Origin of the sequence: Kribbella sp. NPDC050281 (genome assembly GCF_040655855.1) — a bacterium.
Classification (GTDB): domain Bacteria; phylum Actinomycetota; class Actinomycetes; order Propionibacteriales; family Kribbellaceae; genus Kribbella.
On the sequence record NZ_JBFAKS010000012.1, the window covers coordinates 47,556 to 73,592 of the forward strand.

Annotated in this window: 27 protein-coding genes, 1 other RNA gene and 1 pseudogene; 11 read left to right on the forward strand and 18 right to left on the reverse strand. The window is 68.1% G+C overall.

All coding sequences use genetic code 11. The features are described from left to right. Positions 1 to 270: 270 nt before the first annotated feature. The gene (locus AB0I34_RS15115) at positions 271 to 441 is read right to left on the reverse strand and encodes a nucleotidyltransferase domain-containing protein (protein ID WP_360445241.1); all 171 of its coding nucleotides are present in this window, start codon (positions 439 to 441) and stop codon (positions 271 to 273) included. Beyond that, positions 431 to 1,321, reverse strand: coding sequence for a nucleotidyltransferase domain-containing protein (locus AB0I34_RS15120; protein WP_360445243.1), 891 nt, complete (start codon positions 1,319 to 1,321; stop codon positions 431 to 433). The genes AB0I34_RS15115 and AB0I34_RS15120 overlap by 11 nt, the downstream gene beginning before the upstream one ends. 117 nt (positions 1,322 to 1,438) lie before the next feature. Between AB0I34_RS15120 and AB0I34_RS15125 the strand changes: the two genes are divergently transcribed. From AB0I34_RS15125 to AB0I34_RS15150, 6 genes are all read left to right on the forward strand, one after another. Then, on the forward strand, positions 1,439 to 2,014 hold the full coding sequence (locus tag AB0I34_RS15125; protein WP_360445245.1) for a helix-turn-helix domain-containing protein: 576 nt from the start codon (positions 1,439 to 1,441) through the stop codon (positions 2,012 to 2,014). Continuing rightward, positions 2,011 to 2,727 carry an SRPBCC domain-containing protein gene (locus AB0I34_RS15130; RefSeq protein ID WP_360445247.1) on the forward strand — a complete coding sequence of 239 codons (717 nt, stop codon included), beginning with the start codon at positions 2,011 to 2,013 and terminating at the stop codon, positions 2,725 to 2,727. Before AB0I34_RS15125 ends, AB0I34_RS15130 begins: the two co-directional genes overlap by 4 nt. A gap of 221 nt (positions 2,728 to 2,948) precedes the next feature. Continuing rightward, positions 2,949 to 4,157, forward strand: a complete 1,209-nt coding sequence (locus AB0I34_RS15135; RefSeq protein ID WP_360445249.1) for a hypothetical protein — start codon at positions 2,949 to 2,951, stop codon at positions 4,155 to 4,157. A 157-nt stretch (positions 4,158 to 4,314) separates the two neighbouring features. Then, entirely contained in the window at positions 4,315 to 6,951 is a 2,637-nt protein-coding gene (locus AB0I34_RS15140) for an FHA domain-containing protein (RefSeq protein WP_360445251.1), read from the forward strand. A gap of 79 nt (positions 6,952 to 7,030) precedes the next feature. After that, complete coding sequence (locus tag AB0I34_RS15145) at positions 7,031 to 7,468, forward strand: MarR family transcriptional regulator (protein WP_360445253.1); 438 nt, start codon at positions 7,031 to 7,033, stop codon at positions 7,466 to 7,468. Beyond that, positions 7,465 to 8,676: an epoxide hydrolase family protein gene (locus tag AB0I34_RS15150; RefSeq protein ID WP_360445255.1), complete on the forward strand. Its 1,212-nt coding sequence runs from the start codon at positions 7,465 to 7,467 to the stop codon at positions 8,674 to 8,676. Before AB0I34_RS15145 ends, AB0I34_RS15150 begins: the two co-directional genes overlap by 4 nt. 24 nt (positions 8,677 to 8,700) lie before the next feature. Here the strand turns inward: AB0I34_RS15150 and AB0I34_RS15155 are convergent, their stop codons facing one another. Beyond that, the gene (locus AB0I34_RS15155) at positions 8,701 to 9,492 is read right to left on the reverse strand and encodes a DUF4386 domain-containing protein (RefSeq protein ID WP_360445257.1); all 792 of its coding nucleotides are present in this window, start codon (positions 9,490 to 9,492) and stop codon (positions 8,701 to 8,703) included. A 168-nt stretch (positions 9,493 to 9,660) separates the two neighbouring features. On the opposite strand from AB0I34_RS15155, the gene AB0I34_RS15160 reads away from it, so the two are divergent. Together AB0I34_RS15160 and AB0I34_RS15165 are read left to right on the forward strand one after the other, a co-directional pair. After that, positions 9,661 to 10,650, forward strand: coding sequence for an AraC family transcriptional regulator (locus tag AB0I34_RS15160; protein ID WP_360445259.1), 990 nt, complete (start codon positions 9,661 to 9,663; stop codon positions 10,648 to 10,650). Positions 10,651 to 10,656: 6 nt separating this feature from the next. Beyond that, positions 10,657 to 11,595, forward strand: coding sequence for an AraC family transcriptional regulator (locus AB0I34_RS15165; protein WP_360445261.1), 939 nt, complete (start codon positions 10,657 to 10,659; stop codon positions 11,593 to 11,595). 60 nt (positions 11,596 to 11,655) lie between these two features. Here the strand turns inward: AB0I34_RS15165 and ssrA are convergent. The 9 genes from ssrA to AB0I34_RS15210 form a co-directional block, all read right to left on the reverse strand. Further along, positions 11,656 to 12,032: a transfer-messenger RNA gene (gene ssrA / locus AB0I34_RS15170) on the reverse strand. A gap of 90 nt (positions 12,033 to 12,122) precedes the next feature. Beyond that, complete coding sequence (locus AB0I34_RS15175) at positions 12,123 to 12,812, reverse strand: YoaK family protein (protein ID WP_360445263.1); 690 nt, start codon at positions 12,810 to 12,812, stop codon at positions 12,123 to 12,125. Positions 12,813 to 12,831: 19 nt separating this feature from the next. Continuing rightward, a complete protein-coding gene (locus AB0I34_RS15180) occupies positions 12,832 to 13,392 on the reverse strand; it encodes a DUF1707 and DUF4870 domain-containing protein (RefSeq protein WP_360445265.1) in 561 nt (186 codons plus the stop codon). Between the two features lie 102 nt (positions 13,393 to 13,494). Then, a complete protein-coding gene (gene smpB, locus AB0I34_RS15185; RefSeq protein WP_131517580.1) occupies positions 13,495 to 13,974 on the reverse strand; it encodes an SsrA-binding protein SmpB in 480 nt (159 codons plus the stop codon). 21 nt (positions 13,975 to 13,995) lie between these two features. Continuing rightward, complete coding sequence (locus AB0I34_RS15190; protein ID WP_360445267.1) at positions 13,996 to 15,423, reverse strand: M23 family metallopeptidase; 1,428 nt, start codon at positions 15,421 to 15,423, stop codon at positions 13,996 to 13,998. Positions 15,424 to 15,492: 69 nt separating this feature from the next. Further along, entirely contained in the window at positions 15,493 to 16,404 is a 912-nt protein-coding gene (gene ftsX / locus AB0I34_RS15195; protein ID WP_360445269.1) for a permease-like cell division protein FtsX, read from the reverse strand. Positions 16,405 to 16,437: 33 nt separating this feature from the next. After that, on the reverse strand, positions 16,438 to 17,127 hold the full coding sequence (gene ftsE, locus AB0I34_RS15200) for a cell division ATP-binding protein FtsE (RefSeq protein ID WP_131364582.1): 690 nt from the start codon (positions 17,125 to 17,127) through the stop codon (positions 16,438 to 16,440). A gap of 203 nt (positions 17,128 to 17,330) precedes the next feature. Further along, the gene (locus AB0I34_RS15205) at positions 17,331 to 17,495 is read right to left on the reverse strand and encodes a hypothetical protein (protein WP_360445271.1); all 165 of its coding nucleotides are present in this window, start codon (positions 17,493 to 17,495) and stop codon (positions 17,331 to 17,333) included. Further along, positions 17,488 to 17,868: a hypothetical protein gene (locus AB0I34_RS15210; RefSeq protein ID WP_360445273.1), complete on the reverse strand. Its 381-nt coding sequence runs from the start codon at positions 17,866 to 17,868 to the stop codon at positions 17,488 to 17,490. Before AB0I34_RS15210 ends, AB0I34_RS15205 begins: the two co-directional genes overlap by 8 nt. A 145-nt stretch (positions 17,869 to 18,013) precedes the next feature. Here AB0I34_RS15210 and AB0I34_RS15215 point away from each other — a divergent pair, with 145 nt between their 5' ends. Then, positions 18,014 to 19,063 (forward strand): PfkB family carbohydrate kinase, encoded by a 1,050-nt coding sequence (locus AB0I34_RS15215; RefSeq protein WP_360445275.1) that lies wholly within the window; start codon positions 18,014 to 18,016, stop codon positions 19,061 to 19,063. Between the two features lie 12 nt (positions 19,064 to 19,075). On the opposite strand, the pseudogene AB0I34_RS15220 reads toward AB0I34_RS15215, so the two are convergent. From AB0I34_RS15220 to AB0I34_RS15230, 3 genes and pseudogenes are all read right to left on the reverse strand, one after another. Beyond that, positions 19,076 to 20,215: pseudogene (locus AB0I34_RS15220) on the reverse strand (MFS transporter); the annotation flags it as partial. A 99-nt stretch (positions 20,216 to 20,314) separates the two neighbouring features. Beyond that, positions 20,315 to 20,752, reverse strand: a complete 438-nt coding sequence (locus AB0I34_RS15225) for a PIN domain-containing protein (protein WP_360445277.1) — start codon at positions 20,750 to 20,752, stop codon at positions 20,315 to 20,317. Further along, the gene (locus AB0I34_RS15230) at positions 20,749 to 20,958 is read right to left on the reverse strand and encodes a type II toxin-antitoxin system VapB family antitoxin (RefSeq protein ID WP_360445279.1); all 210 of its coding nucleotides are present in this window, start codon (positions 20,956 to 20,958) and stop codon (positions 20,749 to 20,751) included. The genes AB0I34_RS15225 and AB0I34_RS15230 overlap by 4 nt, the downstream gene beginning before the upstream one ends. Positions 20,959 to 21,194: 236 nt before the next feature. Here AB0I34_RS15230 and AB0I34_RS15235 point away from each other — a divergent pair, with 236 nt between their 5' ends. Beyond that, positions 21,195 to 22,403 carry a sugar ABC transporter substrate-binding protein gene (locus tag AB0I34_RS15235; RefSeq protein ID WP_360445281.1) on the forward strand — a complete coding sequence of 403 codons (1,209 nt, stop codon included), beginning with the start codon at positions 21,195 to 21,197 and terminating at the stop codon, positions 22,401 to 22,403. 20 nt (positions 22,404 to 22,423) lie between these two features. After that, entirely contained in the window at positions 22,424 to 22,837 is a 414-nt protein-coding gene (locus AB0I34_RS15240; protein WP_360445283.1) for a cytidine deaminase, read from the forward strand. 44 nt (positions 22,838 to 22,881) lie between these two features. Here the strand turns inward: AB0I34_RS15240 and AB0I34_RS15245 are convergent, their stop codons facing one another. From AB0I34_RS15245 to AB0I34_RS15255, 3 genes are all read right to left on the reverse strand, one after another. Continuing rightward, positions 22,882 to 25,224, reverse strand: coding sequence for a hypothetical protein (locus AB0I34_RS15245; RefSeq protein WP_360445285.1), 2,343 nt, complete (start codon positions 25,222 to 25,224; stop codon positions 22,882 to 22,884). A gap of 78 nt (positions 25,225 to 25,302) precedes the next feature. Further along, on the reverse strand, positions 25,303 to 25,641 hold the full coding sequence (locus AB0I34_RS15250) for a YciI family protein (protein WP_360445287.1): 339 nt from the start codon (positions 25,639 to 25,641) through the stop codon (positions 25,303 to 25,305). Next, the gene (locus AB0I34_RS15255) at positions 25,638 to 26,015 is read right to left on the reverse strand and encodes a VOC family protein (protein ID WP_360445289.1); all 378 of its coding nucleotides are present in this window, start codon (positions 26,013 to 26,015) and stop codon (positions 25,638 to 25,640) included. Before AB0I34_RS15255 ends, AB0I34_RS15250 begins: the two co-directional genes overlap by 4 nt. Positions 26,016 to 26,037 lie beyond the last annotated feature (22 nt).

Sequence of the window (26,037 nt, forward strand, 5' to 3'; positions counted from 1 at the left end):
GGGTTGACCCACCAGAGGGTGGGTTGGCCAGCGGCAGGCGGGTAGCCAACCCACCGTCTCGTGGGTCAACCCACGAGACGGTGCCGCGGGTCAGAGGTTGAGGAGCGCCTGGACCAGCAAGTCATGCAGTCCCGGCTCGGAGATCGGCCTGGACGACTCCGTTCCGCATCAGGTTGATACCGGTCAGCAACACCCGGGAACGTGTAGAGCAGCGGCTTCAGTCGCCCTTCCTGAGGAAGAACTCCCACTGGGTCTTGCCGAAGCGGAGCATCAGACGAGCGGACTTGGCCAAGTCGTGGGTGATGAGACCAGGTCGGAGTCGCGGGACGGGAAGCCGTACGGGTGTGCGCCGGAGACTGTTGCGAAGAGCAAGCGGTACGGCTGTTCCACCATGATGGTCCGCAGCTCGGTGTAGTCGAGCTGTCGCATGTCACGCCTCACCGAGGCTCCTCTTCCGAACTGACCGGAGCCAAGCGTCGACGCGGGCGACATCGGGCGTGGCCGGCAGAACCGTACGCTGCAAGGCTTTGTCGAGCTCCTCATGCAAGGCGAGGCGCCACCGCTCGACCTCGTTCCAGGACAGCTGACCCTGCTTGACCGCGAGCAGCCGGTCACGATCCGGGCCGACGTCAACGACGAGTCTTGCTTCGATCAACAGAGTGCGGGCCGCGAGCAACAACCGGATCAGGTGCATGACGTGCTTCCACTTCGGCGCACCGTCGCGACGAAAGTCCGCTTCCAGCTTCTTGAACTGACTCAGCACGTAACCGGAGTACGTCTGGTACACGAGCTGCGACAGGAAGGCTTGGCGGAGCTCGATCAACTCCTCCCCGAGCGGCGTCTGCCGGACAACCAGCGGGGAATGGAGCACCTCGAGGAGATTCGGGTTGGCCTTCAGCCCGAGCTCGCAGAACCGCTCGACCTCCCACGAGAACCACTCGTCCTCGGGTCCGTCGACGTGCGTCGGCGGCTTGGCCAGCGACCAGAACGACTCGGTCGGCGCGACGTAGACCCCGCGGGTATCAGTGTCCGACGTCTCGGTGTGCAACCCGAACGCCCTCGAACCGACGACCGCCGCGTAGATCGTGTGCTCCAGCACCAGCCGGTCGCCGTCCGGCTGATCCAACTCGATCGCCTCATCCTGGTACGCCGTACGCAGGCTCAACTGGTCCCGGCGCGCGACAGTCTCCCGGCCGTCGACGAGCCGCACGCTGTAGCGGCCGTCCGGGGTGATGCCGGCGACGCGGCCGGTCGCCCCGCGTTGCGCCTTACCGCCGTGGTCGTCCGGCGCCGCGACCCGGATCACCACCTGCGTCCCCACCGGTAACTGTGGCCCCTGGACTGACATGGCGCCCATGCTCCCCCACCACCAGATCACCTGAGCGCCAGGCCACCGGCTCCTATTGACAAATTTTTCTGTCAAGGAGAGATTGGGCGCATGCTGGGATACGTCGAGGAGCCGGAGAAGCTGCGTGTGGCGCTGTCGCCGATCCGGCGGCGGCTGCTCGAGCTGCTCCGCGAGCCGTCGTCGGCGACCCAGCTCGCCGCCACCCTGGGGCTCCCCCGGCAGCGGATGAACTACCACCTGCGCGAACTGGAGAAGGCCGGACTGATCGAGCTCGTCGAGGAGCGCCGGCGGCGCGGGTTCACCGAGCGGATCCTGCGCGCGAAGGCCGCGACGCTCGTGGTCGATCCGGCCGTGATGGGCCACGCGTTCACCGGGATCCAGGACCAGTTCGCCGCCGAGCACCTGGTGGACGTCGCCGCCGGCACGGTCCGGGACGTGGCCCGGATGCAGAGCGCCGCCGACGCCGACGGCAAGCGGCTGCTCACGTTCACGCTGGAGGCCGAGGTGCGGTTCGCCGAACCAGGCGACGTACATCGCTTCACCGATGCCCTGACCGAAGCGGTGCGCCGGACCATCGAAGAGTTCGACACTGAGAGCGGGCGGCCCTATCGCTTGATCGCCGGCGGCCACCCGGCTTCACGACGTACCGAAGGAGAAGAAGGATGAGCGAGGAGACACCGCGGATCGTGGTGACCGTGGCCGCGCCGGCCGAGGCGGTCTGGGACGCGCTGCGGAACAAGGACAAGATCCGGCACTGGCACGGCTGGGAGTACGAAGGGACCCAGGGCGGACTGGAGGAGGAGATCGACCTGATCTACTTCACCAAGGTCGACGACAGCCAGGTCGGGACGCTGATCCTCGGGGACGGCGACCGGTTCGTGGTCGAGCCGGCGGAGGGCGGGTCGCGGATCACGCTGACTCGCTCACCGCGCGGCGCGAATCCCGACTGGGAGGCGTACTACGACGACATCACCGAGGGCTGGACGACGTTCCTCAACCAGCTCAAGTTCGCGCTGGAGCAGCACCCGGACGACGAGCGGCGGACGCTGTTCTACGTCGGCACCGGCGCCGCCTCGCTGACCGGCGAACTGGGTGTCGACATCCGGCCGGCCGGCACGTCGTACGAGCTCGAGCTGATCGGCGAAGCGGTGAAGGGCGAGGTCCTGTACACCTCGGAGCACCAGGTCGGCCTGACAGTCGATGCCTGGGGCAACGGCCTGCTCGTGCTCAGCTACATCCCGCCGGGCGAGCTCAAGCCGGACGGCTCCGCGATGGCCATCCTCAGCCTGTACGGCGACGTCGACCGGGATGCGCTGGACGCGCGCTGGAAGAACTGGTGGGAGACGCACTACGTGCCGGCCAGTCTGCCCGGCACGTAACGACAGGAGGTGTCCTGGCCGTCACTGGGTCGTCAGGCGTGGCCGGCGGCGGGAACTGGCCAGAATTGGCGACACCTCCTGTCGATACGTCCCTGACACGGCGGTGACAGGGCGCAAACGTGCCAGCACTCTCGGTCTGTCTCTATCGGTTACTTCTGAGTACCTTTCTTGCCAGGCGGTCGCCGCCCCCGCGGCCGCCCTCCGGCGAGAGAGGTCTTCCGGTGAACATTCCGTCCCGCTCACTCGTGCGTCGAGTGTCCACGTTCCTCGTGCTCTCCATGACCGGGCTCTGCCTGGTCGCCACCCCGGCCCGGGCCGACGGTCCCGGCTCCGGGACGCCGTACGTCGTCACCCTCGGCGACTCCTACATCTCGGGCGAGGCCGGCCGCTGGGCCGGCAGCTCGAACAACTCCGAAGCACCGGCCGACGCGCTCGGTGCGCACGCCTACCACGACAACGCGAGTGGGACCGCCGAGCAGATCCCGCGGTGCCACCGCAGCAGCTCCGCCGAGGCATTCATCGGTAGTGGTGTCGCCGGACTGAACCTGGCCTGCTCCGGCGCCAGCACCGCGACCAGCACTGGTGACGAGTTCAAGCCAGGCATCGACTTCTACGACGACGGCGCCGGGCATCTCGGGCAGGCGAAGATGCTGCAGCAGTTCGCGGCCGGCCACAACGTGCGGCAGGTGGTCGTCTCGATCGGCGGCAACGACTTCAAGTTCGCGTCGATCGTCACCCAGTGCGTGACCGACTTCCTGCTGTCGCCGTCCTGGTTCCCGGACTACTGCAAGGACGACTCCTCGGTCGTCGCCAACTTCACCTCGGCCAACGTCACCGCCGTACGCGGGAAGATCGCGACCGCCTTCCAGAACGTGCGCACGGCGATGCGGAACGCCGGGTACGGCGACAACACGTGGACACTGCTGGTGCAGACGTACCCGTCGCCGCTTCCGGGCGGGAGCGGGTTCCGGTACGGGCAGAGCGGCTACACGCGGCAGAGCGTGGGCGGCTGCGGCTTCTGGAACGCGGACGCCGACTGGGCGAACAACACCGCGCTCGTGACCATCAACAACACCGTCCGGGCGGCGATCGGGCAATCCGGGCTCGGGAACATCCGCCTGCTCGAGCTCCAGTCCGCCTTCAACGGCCGGCGGTTGTGCGAGAGCTCGGTCGGTCTGTACGAGGAGGTCGGGCTGAGCTCGTGGACCCAGCCGACGGCGGTCGACAAGACCGAGTGGATCAACCAGATCCGCACGGTCACCACGGTCGGGTCCAATTACTTCATCCAGGAGAGCCTGCACCCGAACTACTGGGCCCAGCTCGCGCTCCGTTCCTGTGTCCGCCAGTCCTACACCCAGAACCGCGGCGGCACTTGCACCATCTCCGGCACCGGCCTGCTCAATGGTGAGCCCCGGATGACGCTCGGGTAGTGCTGTCGGTCACCTGGTACGGCGGCCCCTGGAGGTCGCCGTACCGGCGGTTGATTAGGCTCGGGACGTTGTGGGTGCTCTGGACCAGATGAGGGTGGTACAGGCAGAATCGCGCAGACGAGTCGGCTGCTTCGTGGGGTGTTAGGGCGTAGTGGAAATGGAACATGCGCTGTCGCTGGGCGATCAGCGCTGGGATCTGTCGGACGGTAGCGACTCGATCACCATCGGGCGTGCCTCCAACGCCGACATCCGGTTGACGGCGGACGACCAGATCTCCCGCATCCATGCCCGCCTCGCCCGCTCGGGCAGCACTTGGACCCTTATCGACGAGTCCCGCAACGGCACCGCCCTCAACGGCCGCCGCCTCGCCGCCCCCACACCCCTCACCGACAACGACCAAATCCAGATCGGCCGCTCGGCCCTGACCTTCCACGAAACCCGCTCCCAGGCTGCTGCCCAACCCGCGGAAGCCCCACCCGCCTCCTTCACCCCACCCGCGGAAGCTCCACCCACGTCGTTCTCCCCGCCTGAGCCCTCTCCAGCGGCGGCGTATCAGCCATCCGCAGACGGTCCTTACCCAGCAGGCGACGCCTACCCGGCCCCGGCGAACGAGCAGTACGCAGCACCCGCGGACGAGCAGTACGCCGCGTCCTCGGACCAGCAGGACGCGCCCGCGAACGAGCAGTACCGCGCGCCCGCGGACGATCGGTACGCCGCGCACCATCAGAACGTCGCGCCTGCGGAGCAGTACTCCGCGCCAGCAGGGGACTCGTATCGCGCACCTGCGGAGGACGCGTTCTCGGGGCAGGCAGACGGTGCGTACGCCGGGCCCGGCGAGGCGTCGTACAGGGAAGAGGACGCCTCGGCGTACCACCCCGACTCAGGCGAAGCTCCTGCGGCGGCACCTTCCGGACCCGCCGAGCGGCCGCAGGTTGCGGACCGGTTCTCTCTTGCGGAGCCACTCGCGCTCGGCGACCCCGCCGCCTACGCCCCGGTGACTCCCCCCTCCAGCCGCGCGGACCGAGGTGAGAACCCCTTCGCCCCGCCCGAGGCTGAACCCGACCCGAGCCCGTACGCACCCACAGCCAGCAACCAGCAGCCGAGCCCACTCGCACCACCCGAGCCAGACCAGAACGCGCGCCCGCTCAACCCCGCCCCCGCCGACCGAGGCCCCAGCCTCGCCGACCGCGGCCCGAGACCAGTCACTCCGGCCAACCGCAACCAGCAGCCAAGCCCTGTCACGCCTGACCCCGGCCCGGACCCGAGCGCGTACACGCCGGCCGAGGCCGACCGGGGCAAGAACCCCTTCGCCCCACCCGAGCCCGAGCAACCCGCAAGCCCCTTCGCCCCAGCAGACGGCGACCCCAGCGGTATCGCGCGCGCCGAGGGCGAGCCCAGCGGTTTCGCACCACGCGAAGGCGGGCAGGGCGTGAGCCCATTCGCGCCGGCCGAGCCTGAGCCAGGCGGCTTCGCACCACCCGAGAGCGCGCAGGGCGGGAGCCCGTTCGCCAAGGGTGAGCCGGACGGCTTCACACCACCCGAGAGCGCGCAGGACGGGAGCCCGTTCGCCAAGGGTGAGCCGGACGGCTTCACACCACCCGAAGGCGCGCAGGACGGGAGCCCGTTCTCCCCGGCTGAGGGTGAGCCGGGCGGGTTCGCGCCGGGCGAGGGTGAGCATGGGGGGAACCCCTTCGCGCTTGGTGAGGCTGAGCAGGGTGTGAGTCAGTTCGCTCGCGCCGACGGTGAGTACGAGCCGTCGGGTAGGGAGCGGGTTGATGAGGGGCTTGGTGGGGTTGCGGTTGGGCCTGGGGATTGGGGGGCGTATCCGTCGGCGGACAATCCCGAGCCGGCTCGGTCGCCGTGGGCTGGTGGGATGACCGTGCCGGTTCAGTTCGATCGGTCGCAGGCCAGCCGGAACGAGTCGGCCAGTTGGCCCGACACCGGTCGGGCCGAGGAGCAAGCAGGCGTCGCCCCACCAGCCGGCGGGGCGCAGACATCTCGCAGTGCAGCGGGAGCACGGCAGACATCGCGTACGGCGCAGCCTCGGCAGGCCTCACGTACGACGGACGCACGCGCAGCGCAGGCCAAGACGCGACGGCCCGCGGACCCCGATGAGGTCGGCAGGGTAAGGCTTGGTCGTGTACTCGCGGTGGCAGGCGCTCTCCTCGCACTCGGCCTCCTGATCAACCTCGTCGTCACCTTCTTCTCATCCGGCCCCGGCGATCCGCTCCGCTGGCTGGTACCGCCGGTCATCGCGCTCATCACCGCCATGGTCGTCGCCCTGATGGACGCACTCAGCGGGCAGGAACGCTCCCCCGGCCGCCTCAACGTCTCCGTGATCGTCGCGATCGTCGTCGTACTGCTCGGCGTCGGTGTCGGCGGGTTCGCGCTCACGGCGGCAGCCCAGTACGCCGCCGGCTACTTCACCGGCAAGGAGTCCGGCGAGGCCCGCCTGGTCAAGCCGGTCGGGAAGGCATTCGACGGCCTGACCGTCACCGTCGAGAACGTGACGTACACGAGCCACTTCACCCGTGTGCAACTCGCGGTCAAGAACGCCGGTGATCAGTCGGTCGCCCTGCCGCTCGACGGCAACGTCGCCCTCACCGGCCCGGAGGGCAACGCGATCCGCGCCGACGACTCCCGGAGCCAGTGGCCGGGCAGGTTCCCGTCCGGCGGCACCGAGCACGGCACGATCACGTTCACGGGCCACCTGCCGGACAACCTGACGACCGCGACGCTGACCCTCAAGTCCGGTGACGCCCCCGTCGCCGTCGGTATTGCCCTCAGCAACTGACAGCGGACCAAGCTGTTGCCCCAGGCAACTCAAAGAAATTCGCGTGCGCATTTACATCGATTATTGATACGGTTCCGGCATGGCGGCAGAGGTGGACGTCGAGCGGCTGACCACGGTCATCGAGGACTTCAATCCGATCTTCATCCGGTTACCCTCGGTGCGCAGGTTCAACTTCTCGACCCTGTCGGTCCTGCACACTCTGGCGCGCAACGGACCGCTCCGGCTGACCGACCTGCTGGCGACCGAGCAGCTCAAGCAGCCCGCGCTCACCAGCCTGGTCACGAAGCTCGAGCACGACGGCCTCCTGCAGCGCCGCCCCGACCCGAAGGACGGCCGCGCGATGCTGCTGTCGCTGACGCGCGCCGGCCGGCAGGTCGTACGGTCCCGCCATACAGAGCGGGTCAACAAGCTGTCCCGCTTGGTTGACCGACTGACCCCCGAGGAGCGCGACGTACTCGCGAGCTCCATCCATGTGCTGACCCGGCTGACCGAGATCGCCGCTGAGGAGCAACTATGACCGGCTTTCCCTTGGAGCCAACCCCGATCCACGTCCCGGACGACGTCCTCGACGACCTGCGCAACCGACTGACCGCGACAAAGTGGCCGCTCGACGCCGGGAACGACGACGGCTTTTACGGCGTACGTCGTACTCAACTGCAGGCACTGGTGGAGTACTGGGCCGACGGATTCGACTGGCGTGCCGCCGAGCGGGCGATCAACGCGTTCGAGCACTACCGCGTCGACGTGAACGGCGTACCCGTGCACTTCCTGCGCAAGCCCGGCGTCGGTCCGAACCCGGTTCCGTTGATCCTGAGCCACGGCTGGCCGTGGACGTTCTGGCACTGGTCGAAGGTGATCGGCCCGCTCGCGGACCCGGCGGCGTACGGCGGTGATCCGGCCGACGCGTTCGACGTGATCGTGCCGTCGCTGCCCGGCTTCGGGTTCTCGACACCGCTGACGAACCAGCCGGACATGAACTTCTGGAAGATCGCCGACGTCTGGCACGACCTGATGACCGGCGTCCTCGGCTACCCGAAGTACGCCGCCGCCGGCTGCGATGTCGGCGCGCTCGTCACCGGACAACTCGGTCACAAGTACGCCGATGAGCTCTACGGGATCCACATCGGTTCGGGCCTGAAACTCACGTTCTTCAACGGCGACCGCGGCTGGGACCTGAGCGGCGGCAATCCCATCCCCCCGAACCTGCCGCCCGCGATCCACGACCGGATCATCGAGCTGGAACGGCGGTTCGCGGCCCACCTGGCCACGCATGTCCTGGACCCGAGCACCCTCGGCTTCGGCCTCGCGGACTCACCGGCCGGCATGCTCGCGTGGATTCTCGAGCGGTGGCTGAGCTGGTCCGGCGGCGACAAGGCGTTCAGCGACGACGACCTGCTGACGCACGCCACGATCTACTGGGCCGGCAACGCCATCGACACCTCGATCCGCACCTACGCCAACAACAACCGCTACCCGTGGACGCCGTCGCACGACCGTACGCCGGCCATCGAAGCACCCACCGGCATCACCTTCGTCGGCTACGAGGACCCACCCGGCGTCAACACCCCCGCGGAACGCGTCCAGAACTTCCTGAACAGCGACCGCGCCGAGTGGTACAACCACGTCAACCTGACCGCCCACCCGGGCGGCGGCCACTTCATCCCCTGGGAACTCCCCACCGAGTGGACCGACGACCTCCGCCGCACGTTCCGCGACTATCGCTGAGCAACACCGAAGAAATCGGCCGGTCTAAGGGCTGGTCGGTGGGTTTGGGGGGCGGAGGAGCAGGACGCCGAGCACTACTAGCCAGATTGCCCACAGGTAGCTTCCGAGCAGGCCGCCGAGGTCCCAGACCGGGAAGCTGGGGATCGCGGTGGCGAGGATGTCGCCTTGGTTGGTGAAGTACAGGGCGCTGGCGAGCAGCCCGAGCCAGCCCGCCCATCTCGGCATCAGCTTGGTTCGCAAGATGATGATGCTGACGGTGATCGACCACACGATGCCCAGGAGTTGTCCCAGGTGTTCGCCGAGTAGCGCGCCGCCGTACTGATGCTGCGCGGTCCACGCCGCGGCAACCGCCGTACGCGTAGCTGTGTCTCCGTTGACGTAGGTGTCGGCCAGTGGCGGTACTACGAAGACCCAGCGCAGGAATCCGACCAGCGCCAGCAGCACAGACGCCGCGCCGGCCCAGGTGGCGACCCGCAGAGCCGCGTCGTCCCTGCGCTTCAGCGCGGTCGGCAGCAGCAAGATCGGTACGGCGAGGATCGCGTATGTCCATGCGACCGCGAACCACGTCCAGACCAGGCTCGTGCCGCCGTCGACGTACTCGGGCAACACCACATCCGCCGGTTGACGCAGGATGTCGGGCCAGTCGAACGTCATCGACAACACCGTCGCGGCCACCATGAAGGCCACGGTCGCCACGATGAAGGCGATCCCGGTGAACTTCCGTGTTGTGATATCTGATCGACGTCCTGGAACCGGCGCGATGTCGATCTGTTCCAGTTCCTCGTCGCGTTGATGACGTCGCTCGACCCTGTCCATGCCAATCGCCCCCTTGGCGCGGTCACGGCTCCGGACTGCCCGGGCGCCCCCCGACCCCACCGCTTTCAGGATGCGCGCCGGTTCCAGCGCTGTCCATGAGGCTTGTCCGGTTTCGCCGTGTGGTGGGTGGGCGTAGCTTCGAAGGAAGTCCTCGTGGAGGTTGACAACGTGACCGCAACCGACAGCACGCGAACTGGTGGTGTCGTGCGGGGATTCAGGTTCGGCCAGGGTTCGGACGCCGTCGTGGACGCGCTGGATGCCACCTTCCCGTCCGCCGGCCCGCGAGTCGCCGGCGGCCAGCCGTCCACCGGGGAAGTGAAGATCGAGACGACGCAGTGCGGACCGTTGGGCTCGGACCGATGGCACGTGGGTCTGGGTTTCGCGGTGGACACCGAGCCGTACAAGGAACCGCTCGTTGTCTGGTTCTCGCGGCCGGCCGTCGCGACCGTCCCGAGCGGGGAGTTGCGGGTGCCGGCCGGTGGCTCGCTGATGCGCGCGCCGGACGACCCGATGGCGCTCGAAGTCCCGCCGTTCGACTCGATCGGGACGCGCGTCAGCTACCGCAACCTCGAGGAGGCCGCCGAGTCGGCGCACGGCGTATCGCCTGATGACTTCTGGCTGGGCACCGGGCTGCCGCTCAACGCCCGGCTCAGCGGGTACTGGCAGTCGGTGAGCCACTACGTCCACCGCGTCCTGACCGCGGTACCTTCGTCCGCGGAGAGTCCGCTGGTCGCCCAGCAACTGCACACGCACGTCATCGCGTCGATGCTCGCGGTCTTCCCGAACGCGACGCTGCGGGTCTCGTACGTCGGTTCACCCGGGTGGGTGACTCCGGCATCGGTACAACGGGCCGTCGCCTACATCGATGCGCATGCCGCCGAACCGATCGGCGTCAACGACATCGCCGAGGCCGTCGGCACGAGTGCCCGTGCAGTCCAGTACGCCTTCCGCCGGCATCTGGAATGTACGCCGTTCGAGTACCTACGACAGGTCCGACTCGAACGCGCGCACCGCGACCTGCAGAAGACCGACCCCGCCAGCGGGGTCACTGTCCCCACGGTCGCCTACCGGTGGGGTTTCTCCGTCCCCCGATTCACCGCCTCATACCACGCCGCCTACGGTCGCAGCCCAGGCCGGACCCTCCAGGAGGGAAGCTGAGCTGCGATGTCAGTCGTCTTCGAAAGCACCACGATCGACGAGATCGAGGCTTTTCTGTCCGAGACGTACACGCGGGTGAACCTGTCCGGCCTCAACGGCGTACCGACCCGGACCCGCATCGCCCGGACCTTCCTGCCCGGCCTGACCAGCGACGAGTTCCAGCTCGGCGCGGACCTGTCCTACCGCGCCGATCCGCTCGACCGCTACCTCGTGTGCAGCCTTCGTTCCGGTGGAGTCGAGATTCCGGAGTACTCCGCTGGACCGGGCGACGTACTGCTCCTGCCTCCTGGAGAGCGCGGGCTCACGGGCAGGCTGCGGCACCCGCGTGAGCTCGTCCTCATGATCGATCCGACTGTCCTGCAGCGGGTCGCCGCCACCGCACTCGACGGGAGAAGGCCCGCGGCGCTCAGCTTCCACAGCCACCGACCGGCCACGACGGCGGCCCAGCGGCAACTGCGGGACGCGATCGACTACGTGCACACGCAGACACTCATCAACCCGGCGCTCGTCTCCGAACCCCTCATTTCCACGACCATCACGCAGTTCCTCGCCGCGATGGTCCTGGCCACGGTCCCCAACAACACCCGCACCGACCCCACCGCCGAGAACCGCCGCGACGCCCACCCGGCCACCCTCCGCCGAGCGATCAGCTACATCGAGGCCAACCCCCACCGCGACCTCACCATCGCCGACATCGCCACCGCCGCCGGCGTCACCAACCGCGCCATCCAACTCGCGTTCCGCCGGCACGTCGACACGACCCCGCTGGCCTACCTCCGCCAAGTCCGCCTCGCCCAGGCCCACGCCGACCTCCAGGCCGCCGACCCCACCCAGACCACCGTCACCGCCATCGCCGCCCACTGGGGCTTCCATCACCCCGGCCGCTTCGCCAACCAATACCGCAGCGCCTACGGCCAGTCCCCCAGCACCACCCTCAACACCTGAGAACACCCAGTACATGCACGATGGCCGGTCCCGAGGGACCGGCCATCGTGTAACTCTCAGGGGTGGAGGTGGCGGGAATCGAACCCGCGTCCTTCAGCGGTGTTTCAAGGCTTCTCCGGGCGCAGTCTGTTAGTCGTTTTCTCAGCCCCAGCGCTCTCACAGACACGTCGCTGACAGGCTCAGTCACTGTAAATGTCCCACACCAGCCCCGTGACCGGGCTAGTGCAGCAAGCTCCCTAAATGAGGCCAGGAGCCGGGGCGGGAGCATCCCCGGGCTGACCGCTTCTTTAAGTGCTCAGGCCGTCAGGCGGCGAGAGCGAAGCTACTGCGCTGAGAATTGGCAGTTATTGGTTTCCAGAGATCGTTAACGAGATAACCCTGGATCCTCGGCCCGCTTCCCTTGGAACAAACGTCCAAAGTCGAAACCGTTCACCCCCTGTTGAGTTGTCAAACTCCCACCGGTCCCGCAGGGCGGTGGAAGATCCACACTATCAAGTCCAACAGGCGACCCGCACCTGACATTCCCGTTACACACGGTCAGCGGCAGGCGACGCCTCGGGCGCGCGCAGGAAGATGACCGCCGCCCCCGCGACCATCAGCCCGGCCAGAGCGATCACCCACCCGACGGTCCATCGGAGCAGCAACGCCCCCACCGCCGCGCCGACCAGCATCGCGGCGATCGACCCCAGCCGGCGGTGAGGTTTCACCGAGCGGCCGTTGCCGAGCACACTGTCGGCTGCCAGCCCGGTCAGCGTCAGCGTCAGCACCGTCGTGGTCATGTCCCGCGGCGCCACATGCCGGACCGTCGCGTTCTGCAGCCCGAAGCACGCGGCCAGCGCCACGATCAGCACGTACGACGTCCCGCCCGACTCCTCGAGGACGCCGAGCCCGACGAGCAACGCGCACAGCCACAACACGACCGCCTGCGCCCCGAAAGCCGACGCCAACCACCGTCGGGGCCGTGACTCCATCGCCCGCGCAGCTCGCCCGCCGGCCAGGGAGCCGAGCACAAACCCGAGCACAGCCGCTATCGGCGGACCAAAGCTGAACCCCGACTCCGGCGACACCGCGAATCCGAGGAAGACGATGTTCCCGGTCATGTTCGCGACGAAGGTATGTCCGAGCTTCAGGTAGCTGACCGCGTCGATCAACCCAGTGGCCGCGGTCAGGCCCAGGAACGCTGTGACCTCCCACCGCGCCCCGACAGGAACAGCCATGCCTGCCAGGGTAGAGCCACTACTTGATCAGGCGCAGCGTGAACGGGTAGCGGAAGTTGGAGCCGACCGCGGTCGCGAGGCCGCCGATCCCGGTCAGGATGAACCACAGGATGCCGAGGATCGGGAACAGGAATCCGGTGAAGCCCTCCGTCACCCCCGTCATGATCCCCAGCAGCGCGAACGCCCCGAACGCACTCAGCTGGAAGTTCAGCGCCTCCACCGCGTGCTTGCGAACGCCCGGGTTCTTCTGGCCGGCCGTCGCCACCACGATCGCCGGGCCGACGAAGAACGTCGGGTACCCGAGCCAGTGCGCGACGGTCCCCATCCCCCGGCCATCGCCGGAGTACCGCTGCACAGGCGCCGGCCGGGTGAAGGCGGCGGGTGCGTACGTCGGGACGGGCCGGGACACGAGTCCGTCGAAGGTGCTGTTGAGTTCGGCACGGGTGCGGGCCTTCAGAGCCAGCTCCAGCCGGGTGTCGAACTCGGCGTGGTCCAGCCGGCCGTCGGCATACATTTCTTTCAGGATCTCGACGGCGCGGTCCCGTTGGGCCGGCGTCACCAGCAGGTCTGAAGTGGACATGCATCCACTCTGCGCGCCGGACGCCGTCCGCCCCATCGGGTGCAGCCCCCAGCCACCCCTGAGCCGACCCCAGGCAGCCCTCAGCCCGACCGGCCCGGCCCCTCAGTCGCGGCGGCGGGTGCGCTCCGAGAGGGCGCGCCGGGCCTCGCGATCGGCCTGGCGCTCGGCCAGCGCGTGCCGCTTGTCGTAGTCCTTCTTGCCTCGCCCGGTGGCGAGCTCGACCTTCGCGTATCCGTCCTTGAAGTACAGCGACAGCGGGATCAGCGAGACGCCCTGCTGCTCGACCGCCCTGATCAGCTTCTGCACCTCGTCCTTGTGCAGCAGCAGCTTGCGGGTGCGGCGCGGCTCGTGGTTGGTCCAGGTGCCGTGCTTGTACTCCGGGATGTGCATCCCCTGCAGCCACAACTCGCTACCGCGAACGGCGGCGAACGCGTCGACGAGGGAGGCCCGGCCCTGCCGCAGGGACTTCACCTCGGTCCCGGTCAGCACCAGCCCGGCCTCCACCACGTCCTCGATGTGGTAGTCGTGTCGCGCCTTCCGGTTCTGCGCGATCGGCTTCTGCTGGCCGGTCTGTTTCACCATCCGACCAGTATCGCAGGTAGCTCAGAGCCACTTCATCGGATTAACCACACGGCCGTCCTGGTAGACCATGAAGTGCAGATGGCAGCCGGTGGAGTATCCCGTGGTCCCGGCGTACCCGATGACCTCGCCCTTGCTGACGTGCTCGCCGACGCGCGCCTTGTACCGCGACAGGTGGTTGTAGACCGTGGTGATGGAGCTGCCGTCGATCACTCCATGCGATACGAACAGCCGGTTTCCGTAGCCACCGTTGTAGTACTTGTCCGTCACTCGTCCGCTCGCCGCCGCGCGGATCGGCGTACCGCAGGGGGCGCGGAAGTCCGTGCCGTCGTGCAGCTTCCAGTAGTGCAGGACAGGGTGGAACCGCATTCCGTACGGCGACGTGATGTAGCTGCTGACCGGGTAGCTCAGCCCGCCGTCGCCGGAGTCGTCCGGAATGCGCCGCGGCGGCCGCCCTTCCCTGCGAGCCTTCGCCCGCTCGGCCCTCTCCCGGGCCGCCTTCTTGCGGGCGGCCGCGGCCTTCTCGGCCTTCGCGCGGGCGATCAGGATCTGCTCGACCCGGCTACGCTCGGCGACAAGGGCGTTGTACTGCGCCTGTTCGGTGTTCTTCTCGCGCTCCGCCGCCTTGTACGCGACCAGCTTCACCTGGGCGACCGCGGCGGCCTCGGCCTTGTCGGCCGCGACCTGCTCGGTCAGCGCGGTGACCTGCTTGACCGTCCGGGCCGCTTCGGCTCGGGCCGCGGCCGCGGTCTTCTCGGCCAGGGCGACCTTGGCCCGGTTGTTCGCAAGCTGAGCCTGCGCGTTGTTCAGGTTCGTGATCGCGTTGCCCTGGATGCCGAACACGTTGCGCTGCACCTGCATCCCGGTGGCGATGTCGGCCGGCGACGCACCGCGCAGCGCGATCGTCAGCCCGACCAGGCCGGTCTGCTGCTGGTACGCCGATCTGACCGCGCGACCGGCCACGGCCCGCTTCTCGGTGATCAGCTGCTCGCCCGCCGCGACGTCGGCCACCGCCGACGTCAGCGCCTGCTCGGCGGCCCGGAGCTTGCTCGCGGCAACCACATCGGCGGCCTTCGCGGCCGCCAGTCGGCCTTGTGCGGCGGCGTACTTGACCTGGACGACCTTGTATTTCGCCTCGGCCTGGTTGTACGCGGCGACGGATTGGCCGAGCTGGTCGGACGCCTCTGCGAGATCGGCCTTCTGCGCACCGATCTGCGAGTCGAGCTGTTTCTTCTTGGCGGCTGGATCCGGCGGGTCCGCTTGGGCAGCCGGAACCGCCGCCAGGACTCCGGCGGACAGGGACAGGACAAGGCAGCATGCGGCAACGACCGTCTGCCGGCCCGGCGGTCTACTACGTGATCGCTGGTACGGCGTGGCGGTGGTGCCGGTGCTGTCGTCTCGCTTGATGCTCCCCCGCTGACGCGGGTTCGCACCGGGGAAGTGCGGGACCACAGGTCGACCCCTTGCTCTGGGTTGAGTTGTCGTGCGGTGATGCTGCTATTGCACGATAAGTCACCAGGGTCAGACTTTGAGGTATTTCCGGGTTGTCAGGAATGTCGGGACCACGGCGAGGATCAGTCCGACCACCACCATGATCAGCGTCGCCCGGAAGGTTTCCGCGGCGCCGACCCATTGCCAGACCCGGAATGTCTCCTCGGCCCGCTGCATGACGACGACGTACACGAAGACCCACAACGTGCCGCAGGCAAGGACCGCGCCGATCAAGGCGGCCAGCACCGCCTCCAGCAGGAACGGCAGCTGGATATAGAAGTTCGAGGCGCCGACCAGGCGCATGATGCCGATCTCCCGTCTCCGGGCGTACGCCGCCAATCGGATCGTGTTCGAGATCTGCATCAACGCGGCGACCAGCAGCAGTCCTGCGGCGACCAGAGCGCCGACTTGCAACCCGTTGAGTGCCTTGAACAACGGATCGAGGTACTGCCGGAGGTCCTGCACGGTATCGACGCCGGGTAAGCCATTGACCGCGCTGACGAGGTTCTGATAGCGCTGTGGATCCTTCAGTTTGACCCGGTAGGACTCCTGCATCTGGTCCTCGGTGACCGTGCTGACGATCGGCGAGTCCTTGTACAGCTTCTTGAACGACTCGAACGCTTCCTTCTTCGACTCGCCGAAGACTCCGTCCGGTGCGGTGTCCGGGTTCGACTCGATCACCTGGCGGATCCGGTTCTTCTGCTCCTGGGTCACCTCGGCGCCGGCGCAGCCACGGCCGCCGGAGTCCTTGGTGCACATGAAGACCGAGATCTGGATCTTGTCGTACCAGTTCCCCTTCATCAGGTCGACCTGCTCGCGCGCGAGCAGCGCGCTGCCGAACAGCGACAGCGACACCCAGATGGTGACGACGACCGCGATGGTCATCGAGAGGTTCCGCTTCAGGCCGATACCGAGGTCGGAGAGGATGTAGTTCAAGCGCATTCTTCAGTCAGTCCCTGTACTCAGGCAGCGGTCTCAGTGCTGATAGCCGTAGACGCCGCGCGACTCGTCACGGACGACATGACCGTTCTCCAGCTCGATCACGCGCTTGCGCATCTGGTCGACGATCGACACGTCATGGGTGGCCATCACGACCGTGGTCCCGGTCCGGTTGATCCGGTCGAGCAGCTTCATGATGCCGACCGACGTACCGGGGTCCAGGTTTCCGGTCGGCTCGTCGGCGATCAGGATCATCGGCCGGTTCACGAACGCGCGGGCGATCGCTACCCGCTGCTGCTCACCGCCGGACAGCTCGTCGGGGAGCCGGTCCTCCTTGCCGTCCAGGCCGACCAGCTCGAGCACCTCGGGAACCGTCTTGCGGATGTGCGACCGGGGCTTGCCGATCACCTGCAGCGCGAACGCGACGTTCTCCGCGACGGTCTTGTTCGGCAGCAGCCGGAAGTCCTGGAAGACGGTGCCGATCTGGCGGCGCATCTGCGGGATCCGCCAGCTGGCCAGCCGGTTCAGGTCCTTGCCGGCCACCATGATGTGACCCCTGGTCGTCCGGTGCTCGCGCAGGACCAGACGAAGGAACGTCGACTTGCCGGACCCGGAGGTGCCGACCAGGAAGACGAACTCGCCTTTCTCGATCTCGACGTTGACGTTCAGCAGAGCGGCCTTGGACTGGCCCTCGTACGTCTTGGACACATTCTCGAAGCGGATCACGGGTCTATCCGGCCGTGGTCGGGAACAGGGAGCGACGCAACGGTAACCACCAAGGCACCGTACGCCACCGGAGCGGCCGTCGATCAGTGTAGGTGGTTCCGGGCGTGCCGCCGACCAGGCGTGCCGCTCCGAACGGGTGCGTCCGATAGACGGTGTACGACGTCAATCGTTGTACTGCGGCGAACCAGCGCCGGACCGAACTCTCAGGCGGGGGCCGGTGACGCGCCGTTGCCGTTGTCCGGGCGGGCACCCGCGATGCGGGCCACTCCCGGTTCGGGTTTCCGGCCGGCCCTGCGCGCGGCCTCCACGTGCAGGCGGGCCAACTCGACGGCCTGACGGGAGACCCTGACCGTCTTCTTCTCAGCCATGCTCCTCGTCTCCCTCGACGACGTCGATATCAGCATCCGCAATATCAGCGTACGCGGCCGGGCCGACCCGGTCGATCGCAACGGAGGCGGTCAGCGCGGCGACCAGATCGTAGTCCTCGGCCTGTAACAGTTCCGACCGCATCAGCGAACGCAGCGTCACGACGCCGGCGTCCGTCCCCGCCTCGTCGCCCTCGAGGATCTGCTCGACCGCCCACCGGACCATCCGCATCGTCTCCTCGCGGTGCCGCCAGACATCGAGCTCACGATCCGACTTCCGGGTCAGGTACGAACCCAGAAACACACCGCCGAGCGCCAGCAGCGGGCTCATCACGGTCATCACCACACCCACGACCGAGATCCAGGTCGGAATCATGGACACACCCCGCCACTCACAAACGTCCTCCCAAACCCGTGGTGATGACCGGTCGATGATGCTACGAAGGAGCATTCCACCTGGCACGGACAGAACCGCGCCGGCAACCAGCGACCGACCAAGGATGACAAGGAGCAGTGTCACCGTGACCAACGAACCCGACGCGTACGACGTGTTCGTGCAAGGCACGGTGTTCCTCGACATCGTGCTCACCGGCCTGGAGTCCGCGCCGACCACCGGGACCGAGATCTTCGCCGAGGGGATGGGCTCCTGCCCGGGCGGGGTGGCGAACTTCGCCATCGCGGCCGCCCGCCTCGGTCTGAAGAGCGGTCTCGCGGCCGTCTTCGGCGACGACGTGTACGCCGACTTCTGCTGGCGGACACTGGCCGACCAGGAGGGCGTGGACCTGTCCCACTCCCGCCGGATCGGCCACTGGCACTCCCCGGTCACCGTCTCGATGTCGATCGACCGGGACCGCGCGATGGTCACCCACTCCCACGAGGCCCCGGGCGACCCGAGCAAACTGGTCGGCCCGGGCCTGAACACCCGGTCCGCGATCGTGCCGGTCGCCGACGAGCTGCCCGGCTGGACCGTCGAGGCGCGAGAGTCCGGAGCGCTGCTGTTCGGCGACGTCGGCTGGGACCCGACCGACGAGTGGTCCCCGGCTGTGCTCGACGTACTGGAGGGTTTCCACGCGTTCACGCCGAACGCGGGCGAGGCGATGGCCTACACCCGCACCGACACGCCGAAGGCCGCGCTGCACAAGTTGGCCGATCGAGTCCCGCTCGCGGTGGTCACCAACGGTGCGGACGGCGTACTCGCGATCGACTCCACCACGGGCGAGGAGGAGCAGGTCCCGGCACTACCGGTCCGGTCCTACGACCCGACCGGCGCGGGCGACGTCTTCCTGGCGTCACTGGTCCTCGGCACCCTCCGCGGCTGGCCGCTGGCCCACCGCCTCGCCTTCGGCAACCTGTGCGCGGGCCTGTCCGTCCAGCACTTCGGCGGGTCGCTCGCGGCCCCCGGCTGGGGAGACATCATCGACTGGGTCCGCGACCACAGCCGGCACCGTCCCGGAGGCGTCGACCCCGACATCCTGCAGCACTACACCTTCATCGGCGACGTCCTCCCCGAGGGCCCGGTCCCGATCGTCCGCCGGGCGTCGGCCACCATCGCCCGCCTGTCCGACGCCTGACCGCCAGACCGTCGCGGCGACGACCGCCAGCAGTACGCCGCCGGCCAGGAACCCCTGGGTCGGCGACGCCCGGTCGATCGCCAGCCCGGCAAGCACCGAGCCGGCCGAGCTGCCGAGATTGTTGGCCGTGTTGATCCATGTACTCGCCTCGGTGCGCTGGTGCGCCGGCGTGACGTCGTCCGCCGCCAGGTAGGCGACCACGAACAGTGGAGCCACCGCGAGCCCGGCGACCGCCATCACGACCCCGAGGACGACGAGGTTGGGTGCAAGCGACGCGGCCGATAGTCCGATCGCAAGTACGCCGATCAGCCCGGCAAGGTGAATCGGCCAGGACCGGGTGTGTTTCCGGCGCGCCCAGAGGAGTCCGCCGACGACGCTGCCGAGACCAATGCCCGCCTCGACGTACCCGGCCGCGCCGGGGTTGCCGGCCCGTTGAGCGACACCGGCCACGCAGAGATAGGCGATGCTGACGCCGGACGCGGTGACCATGATGACGAGCAGGATCCGCCGCAGCGGCCGAATCGTGAGCGGCCCCAACGGGTGGCGGTTCGGCGGCGCCGCGGTTGTATGGGTCGTGACCGGGCTCGTGACCATCAGGATGGTCCCCGCGATCATCAGGACGGCGCAACAGGTGAGCGCCGACCGGGCGGATGCGACGCTGATCAGTACGCCGGCGAGCAGCGGACCGCCCAGATACAGCGATTCTTCGCACACGGCGTCCAGCGCATAGGCCCGTTCCTTCAGGTCCGAGCCGTCGGTGAGCAGCCGCCAGTTCGACCGCATCGACGGTCCCAACGGTGGTGCGAGGAGTCCCGCCGTACCGACCAGCAGCAGTACGACGCTGTCCGCCGTACGAGTCGATGCGACGAGAGCGACGGATGAGCCCGCGGCCAGCAGGGGAAGGACGCGACGCTGGCTGAAACGGTCGACGAGACGGGCTTTGTAGGGCATCGACAACGATGCGAGACCGAACAACGCGACCGCCGTCCCGGCGGTCGCGAACGAATCGGTGGACTGCTGGACAGTGAACAGCAGGGACAACGGGAGCAGACCGTACGCCAGCCGCCCGAACAACGCCGGCACGAACGTGCGCAACGCGAACGGCAGCAAGACAACATCACGGTAGCTCCCGGCACGAGAAGTGCCGGACATGAATTCGCTCCTAGAGATCCGAACAAACTGGGCTCAACCGCGCCATCCAGCGCAGGAACCCTCCCTAGTCACGAGAAGAAAACATGCGGCGAGCGTACCTCAGTCGAGCGTTCCACGCGGAGACACCCAGAGGTGGGGCTGGCCTGTGACGGCCGAGATGTGTTCGAAGTCGGCGTCGTAGTGCAGGATCACAGCGCCGTGCTGCTCGGCGACCGCTGCGGTCAGGAGGTCGATCACCCCAGCCGCTCGGTGATGGCCACGGGCAGCCATCCGGACCTGCACCTCCCGGGCACGCTCGGCGATCGCCTCGCTGATCGGCAGATTGACGTACAGCGATCGCCGGCGTTCGCCGATCGTCTTCACGCCGGTGTGATCACGTCCCGAATAGCCGGCTTCGAGATCGACGGTGACACAGGTCGCCGCGGCACGGTCGACGATCAGCCCGGCGATGATCGATCGCACCGCCGGATGCCGGGCCCGCGCCTGCGCCGACGTGTCGATCAGGTAGAGCTTGCCGACCGACGTGACCGTGCTCAACGACGCGCCTCACGCATGATGTCGGGGTCGGCGATGTCCGGCCCGGCACCGAGCGCGAACGGGTCGTCCAGGAGCGCCTCGATCCGCTCGCGCCGCCTGGCCACGAACTCCAGTGCGGCGTTGACCGTGTCCTTCTTCGTCACTGTCCCCAGCTCCTTCGCGGCCAGCGCCAACGCCTCGTCGTCCAGGTCGATCATCGTCTTCATATATACGACGGTATGTCGCCGTATATATACCTGGATATCCTCTGGCTCGCAAAGTCATCGGATCGTTGCCACTGCCTGCTGGGTGGAATTGCCCGTGTCCGACCCAACCCCAGTCATAGGGTCTTGGGTGGTGCGCGGGCTGTGGGACTGCGCTGGATGGAGGACGCGTGATGGTGGGTACTGGGATCGGTAGGCGGCGGGTGCTGGCGGCGGGTGGTGGGTTGGCGGCTTTGGCTGTGGCTGGGTGTAGGTCCGACTCGGGGCGGCCGGAGACCGGGTCCGGCGGGTCGAAGCCGGCGTTGGCGCAGTGGTATCACCAGTACGGCGAGGCCGGGACCCAGCAGGCGGTCGAGAGGTACGCGAAGGAGTACCCGGACGCGACGGTCGGCATCCAGTGGTCGCCGGGCGACTACGACAAGAAGACCGCTACCGCGTTGCTGACCGACCAGGGTCCGGACGTCTTCGAGTACGTCAACGGTCCGACGATCGACATGATCAAGGCCGGTCAGGTAGTCGAGTTGACCGACCTGCTCGGCGACACCTGGCGCGACTTCACTCCGTCGCTGATCGCCCGGATGTCCTACCAGGACAGGCTTTACGCGATCCCGCAGGTCACCGACATGCAGCTGCTCGTCTACCGCAAGAGCCTGCTCAGCGCGGCCGGTCTTCAGCCGCCGCAGACGGTCGACGAGCTGCTCGCGGCCGCGAAGGCGCTGACCACGGACAAGGTGAAGGGCCTGTTCGTCGGCAACGACGGCGGCGTCGGCGTGCTCGGCGGACCGGCGCTCTGGTCGGCCGGCCTGGACTACCTGACCGACGACAACCAGTTCGGCTTCGACGACCCGGCCGCGGCTGAGTCGCTGCGCAAGCTGCGCGAGTTGTTCACCTCGAAGACTCTGTTGCTCGGGGCACCGACCGACTGGTCCGACCCGTCCGCGTTCACCCAGGGGCTGACCGCGATGCAGTTCACCGGCCTGTGGACGTTGCCGGTGATCGAGAAGGCGTTCCCGGACGACTACGGCGTACTGCCGTGGCCGAAGCTGAACGCCGGCACCGGCAAGCCGAGCGTCCCGGTCGGCGCGTACGGGTCGTGCGTCAACGCGAAGTCGAAGAACGTCGACGCGGCGAAGAAGTTCGTCCAGTGGCTGTGGGTCGGCCAGACCGACAAGCAGCTCGACTTCGCCCAGTCGTACGGCTTCCACATCCCGGCCCGCAAGAGCCTGGCCGCGAAGGCGGAGAAGCTGAAGTCCGGCCCGGCCGCCGACGCGGTCACGTTCGTCAACGAGAACGGGCACGCCCAGACCCCGATCCTGTGGTCGCCCAAGTCCAGTTCGGCGTACTCCGATGCGCTCAACCGGATCATCCGCAGCGGATCCGATCCGGCCACCGAGATCAAGGCCGTCAAGGCCGTGGTGAACGCGGAACTCAAGCGCATCACCGGCTGACCGGATGGCAGAGTGGGTGCATGATCACCGTGCACCCACTCACCGATGACGACCGCGAGCTGATCGAGCTGGCCCGCCGGACCGTGGACGCGAACACCGACGGACCGGACGGCGTCTACACGATGGGCGCCGCCGTGCGCGGTGTGGACGGACGGATGTACGCCGGCATCAACCTGTACCACTTCACCGGCGGGCCGTGCGCCGAGTTGGTGGCGCTCGGCCGAGCCCGGGCCGACGGCGCGCGCGAGCTCACCACGATCGTGGCCGTAGGCAACGAAGGCCGTGGCGTCGTCGGCCCGTGCGGCCGCGACCGGCAGGTCCTGGTCGACTACCACCCAGGCATCCGCGTCATCCTGCCGACTGCCGAGGGCGTCGGCTCGGTCCTGGCCACCGACCTCCTCCCGGGTGCCTACCGCTGGACACCGAACCCCTGATCCACGCCGGATGGCTCCGAGCGCCGGAGCCATCCGGAACGGGATCAGTGATGCAGCTTGTAGGCCTGGTCGATCTCCTGGTCGACCGTGTTGCCCTGGCTGTCGGCGGCGGTGGTTCGCACCGACACCGTCTGCGCGTCCGCCGGGGTGCTGATCTCGGCGACGTACCGGTTGAGGCCGGTCGCGCGGACCTTGGCCGGCTGCCAGGTCGTGCCGTCGTCGGTTGACGTCTGCAAGCCGACGGTGGTCAGCGGGCCGACCTTTGCTCCGAGCAACGGTTTGAGCTCGAAGGGCAGCATGTGTGTCGCACCGGTCTCGACAGCTGGCCGGTAGCCGACGGTCCACAGTGGCAGAGCGGTCTTGGTGGCCGTCGTACCCGACCTGAACCGCCACGAGCTGATGGTCCTGGTGGACACTCCGAGCGATGACCCCACGGTCACCAGGTCCAGCTTGTACGCCGCGTCGTCCGGCGAGACGTCGACCGTCGCGGTCCCGTCGTTCGGCACCTTGACGCGGGTGCCTCCGTCGGAGCTGACCGTGAAGGTACCGGTCCTGCGCGCGACATGTCCGGACCCATCGGCACCCGCAGCCGACAGCGTGAGGACGTCACCCGCCCGCGAGAGGTCGGTCTGGTTGACGGCGTCGAAGGACTGGAACTGCAGCAGCCGAGCGTCGGCAGCGACCGGCGTCACGACCGTGTCGCCCCACTGACTGGGACACGTCCGCCCGGCCTGGCAGGTGACGGCAGACTGCGTGAAGCCGAGCCGGTCGCTGCCCGAGTACCGGACCTGGGGCTGCCAGCGAAAGTCGTCGGCCACGGTCACCCGGATGGTCGGTGTGGCCGGGAGCTTGGTGTACCGGTAGGTCTCGCCGAAGTCGATGCCGATCCTCGGCGAGATCCGCCAGGCGAACCACGCTGCGGTCGTCTCCGCGGCGCCCGCAGTGATCGACGGCCGCAGCGTGGCCAGCTCGCTGTCGCGAACGGCCTTGGTGAAGCCGTCGAAGTATCCGTCGAGCTTCGACCAGTTCAGGTGGTACACCACCGGGCTGTCGATGTATTCACCGTCCGAGGTGGGTGTGCCGACGCCGAACTCGCTGTGCAGGGTGCTGGTCAGTCCGGGCACCGTCGGACCGATCTGACCGACGAACAGGGCCGGATCACCGGTGCCACCGATGCCGCCGCCACGGTTGAACAACGGCGTCACCAGTTCGAAGGCGGCGATGGTGAATCCGTTGCCGGCCCGCTGATCCTGGACCGAGATGTTGACCGGCTTCGCCTGCCGGGCATCGAACGTGATCGTGCGATCAGCCGTCACATCGAGCTGCGGCAGGATCAGATCGGTCGATTCCTTGCTGTCGGTGTAGACGCCGAAGACGGACTCCAGCAGGTAGCGCCCCTTGGGGACCCGCACCTTGTACTCGCTGCCGTCACCCCCCAAGAACTCCTGCGAGTTGTCGTGCCCTTCGGTCGCGTCGCGATCAACGAGGAAGTCGTAGTAACCCGATGTCTGCGCGCCGGTCCGGTCGAGGTGACGGACGGTCAGGTCGTAGCTCTCCACCTCACGCTGTACGGCGAGAGTGGTGGTGAGCGTGTCACCGGAGGCGAGTCGCGCCGTGAGCCGACCGGTGTACTGCCCGTCGGGCCCGGTGTGGTTGGTGTTCGAGGTGACGACGACCGCAGCGGTGCCATGTGCCGGAACGGTTAGCGACGACGCGCTCAACTGCACCGCAGACTCGGGCGCCGGTGTGCCGTCGGGCGCCGTCAGCTCGGCCTCGAGCGCGAGCGGGACCGGCTGGTCGCCGTCGTTGGTGTAGGTGACCGTCTTGTCCTGCGGAGTGTCGTCGGTGTGCGGCCAGCGCTGCACGTCGTACTCGATCGCGTCGGTGCTCGGCACCACCTGCAGGTTGACCCTGGTTGGGGCAGCGGGCGGCGCGGTGCGCCCGTCGTCAAGCCAGATCTTGCCGACGGGCGCTGCGGACCGGTGGGTGCCGGCCAGTTCGGCGTACAGGTCGGCGGCCTTGGCCTTCGAGACCCGGACCGCCGCCGGCCCGGAGGAGGTGACGACCAGCGGAAGGCCGTCGTCGTAGCTGAGCATCTGGCGCAGGTCGAACAGCCGCCGGTCGAGCCGATCGTCGGCGATCAACCGGCCGGCGTCGGACGGTACGACGAAGACGGCGCCGGGGGTCCGGTGGATCGAGAAGTGAACCTTCTCCCGGCCCGGGCCGGGAACGAACCGGACCTGGCGCAGATCCGGGGAGGTCTGAACTCGGTCACCCGTAATCAGGGTGACGGCGCGCTCGAGCCCGGCCGGCTGGACGGCCGGAGGCGGCGCGGCAGCGGATGGGGAGGACAGACCGATGGCTGCGACCAGTAACGTCACAGCCATCGGCACGGGTGATCGGCGGAAAGCTCTCATACCCAGCTTCTGTCCGATCCGGCCCGAGCATTACAGCCCGCGGCGCGCTCAGCTGGGATTCAGCCGGACCTCGCCCTCGCGGAACCACCAGGTGATGGCCTCGGCGGTCAGGATGCCGGCGCGGACGGCGGGATCGTCGGCTGCGTGGCGGCGGGCCTCCTCGATGCCGACGCGGTAGAGGCACAGCCCGCGCAGCGTCTCGTCGTCGTGATCGCGGAAGGGGCCCGCAGCACCCATCACGCCCTCCTTGCGCCGCGCGTCGAGGAAGGCGAGATGCGCGTCCTGGATCCGGTCCTGCTCGTCCTCGGGCAGGACCGGCGGGTCTGCGGGACGCCGGAGCAGGACGAGCGTGAGGCTCTCCATCCCGGGCCGCGGCGGCGTACTCACGCCTGCGCCACTCGCTCGGAGAGCATGAACGTGTTGCCGTCCGGGTCGTAGAAGGTGGCGAGGCGGACCTCGTCCGCGACCAGCCGCGTCTCACCGTCGAAGCGTGTCCCGTGCGATTCGAGGTGCTCCCGCGCCTTGTCGATGTCCCGTACGCCGAAGGTGACGACGACCCCGCCATCCGTCTTCGGGTCCTCGACCTGCCCGATCCCGATCGAGATCCCTGGCAGCGGCGTACTCAGCTCGGCCCACCCCCAGGTGTCCAGCCGGTGCACGACCTCGAAGCCCAGCGCCTGCTGGTACCAGCGCAGCGACCGCTCCAGGTCGACGACGTCCAGGGCGCAGACCGCGCGCCCGTCGTACTCGATCCCGCTCATAGTCCTGTTTTTATACTAGGCT

Coding starts and splice junctions, on each gene's coding strand:
- AB0I34_RS15125 (WP_360445245.1), top strand. CDS start 1,439: ATGCTGGGATACGTCGAGGAGCCGGAGAAGCTGCGTGTGGCGCTGTCG.
- AB0I34_RS15130 (WP_360445247.1), top strand. CDS start 2,011: ATGAGCGAGGAGACACCGCGGATCGTGGTGACCGTGGCCGCGCCGGCC.
- AB0I34_RS15140 (WP_360445251.1), top strand. CDS start 4,315: ATGGAACATGCGCTGTCGCTGGGCGATCAGCGCTGGGATCTGTCGGAC.
- AB0I34_RS15145 (WP_360445253.1), top strand. CDS start 7,031: ATGGCGGCAGAGGTGGACGTCGAGCGGCTGACCACGGTCATCGAGGAC.
- AB0I34_RS15150 (WP_360445255.1), top strand. CDS start 7,465: ATGACCGGCTTTCCCTTGGAGCCAACCCCGATCCACGTCCCGGACGAC.
- AB0I34_RS15155 (WP_360445257.1), bottom strand. CDS start 9,492: ATGGACAGGGTCGAGCGACGTCATCAACGCGACGAGGAACTGGAACAG.
- AB0I34_RS15165 (WP_360445261.1), top strand. CDS start 10,657: ATGTCAGTCGTCTTCGAAAGCACCACGATCGACGAGATCGAGGCTTTT.
- AB0I34_RS15175 (WP_360445263.1), bottom strand. CDS start 12,812: ATGGCTGTTCCTGTCGGGGCGCGGTGGGAGGTCACAGCGTTCCTGGGC.
- AB0I34_RS15180 (WP_360445265.1), bottom strand. CDS start 13,392: ATGTCCACTTCAGACCTGCTGGTGACGCCGGCCCAACGGGACCGCGCC.
- smpB (WP_131517580.1), bottom strand. CDS start 13,974: ATGGTGAAACAGACCGGCCAGCAGAAGCCGATCGCGCAGAACCGGAAG.
- ftsX (WP_360445269.1), bottom strand. CDS start 16,404: ATGCGCTTGAACTACATCCTCTCCGACCTCGGTATCGGCCTGAAGCGG.
- AB0I34_RS15205 (WP_360445271.1), bottom strand. CDS start 17,495: ATGGCTGAGAAGAAGACGGTCAGGGTCTCCCGTCAGGCCGTCGAGTTG.
- AB0I34_RS15210 (WP_360445273.1), bottom strand. CDS start 17,868: ATGATTCCGACCTGGATCTCGGTCGTGGGTGTGGTGATGACCGTGATG.
- AB0I34_RS15230 (WP_360445279.1), bottom strand. CDS start 20,958: ATGAAGACGATGATCGACCTGGACGACGAGGCGTTGGCGCTGGCCGCG.
- AB0I34_RS15240 (WP_360445283.1), top strand. CDS start 22,424: ATGATCACCGTGCACCCACTCACCGATGACGACCGCGAGCTGATCGAG.
- AB0I34_RS15245 (WP_360445285.1), bottom strand. CDS start 25,224: ATGGCTGTGACGTTACTGGTCGCAGCCATCGGTCTGTCCTCCCCATCC.
- AB0I34_RS15255 (WP_360445289.1), bottom strand. CDS start 26,015: ATGAGCGGGATCGAGTACGACGGGCGCGCGGTCTGCGCCCTGGACGTC.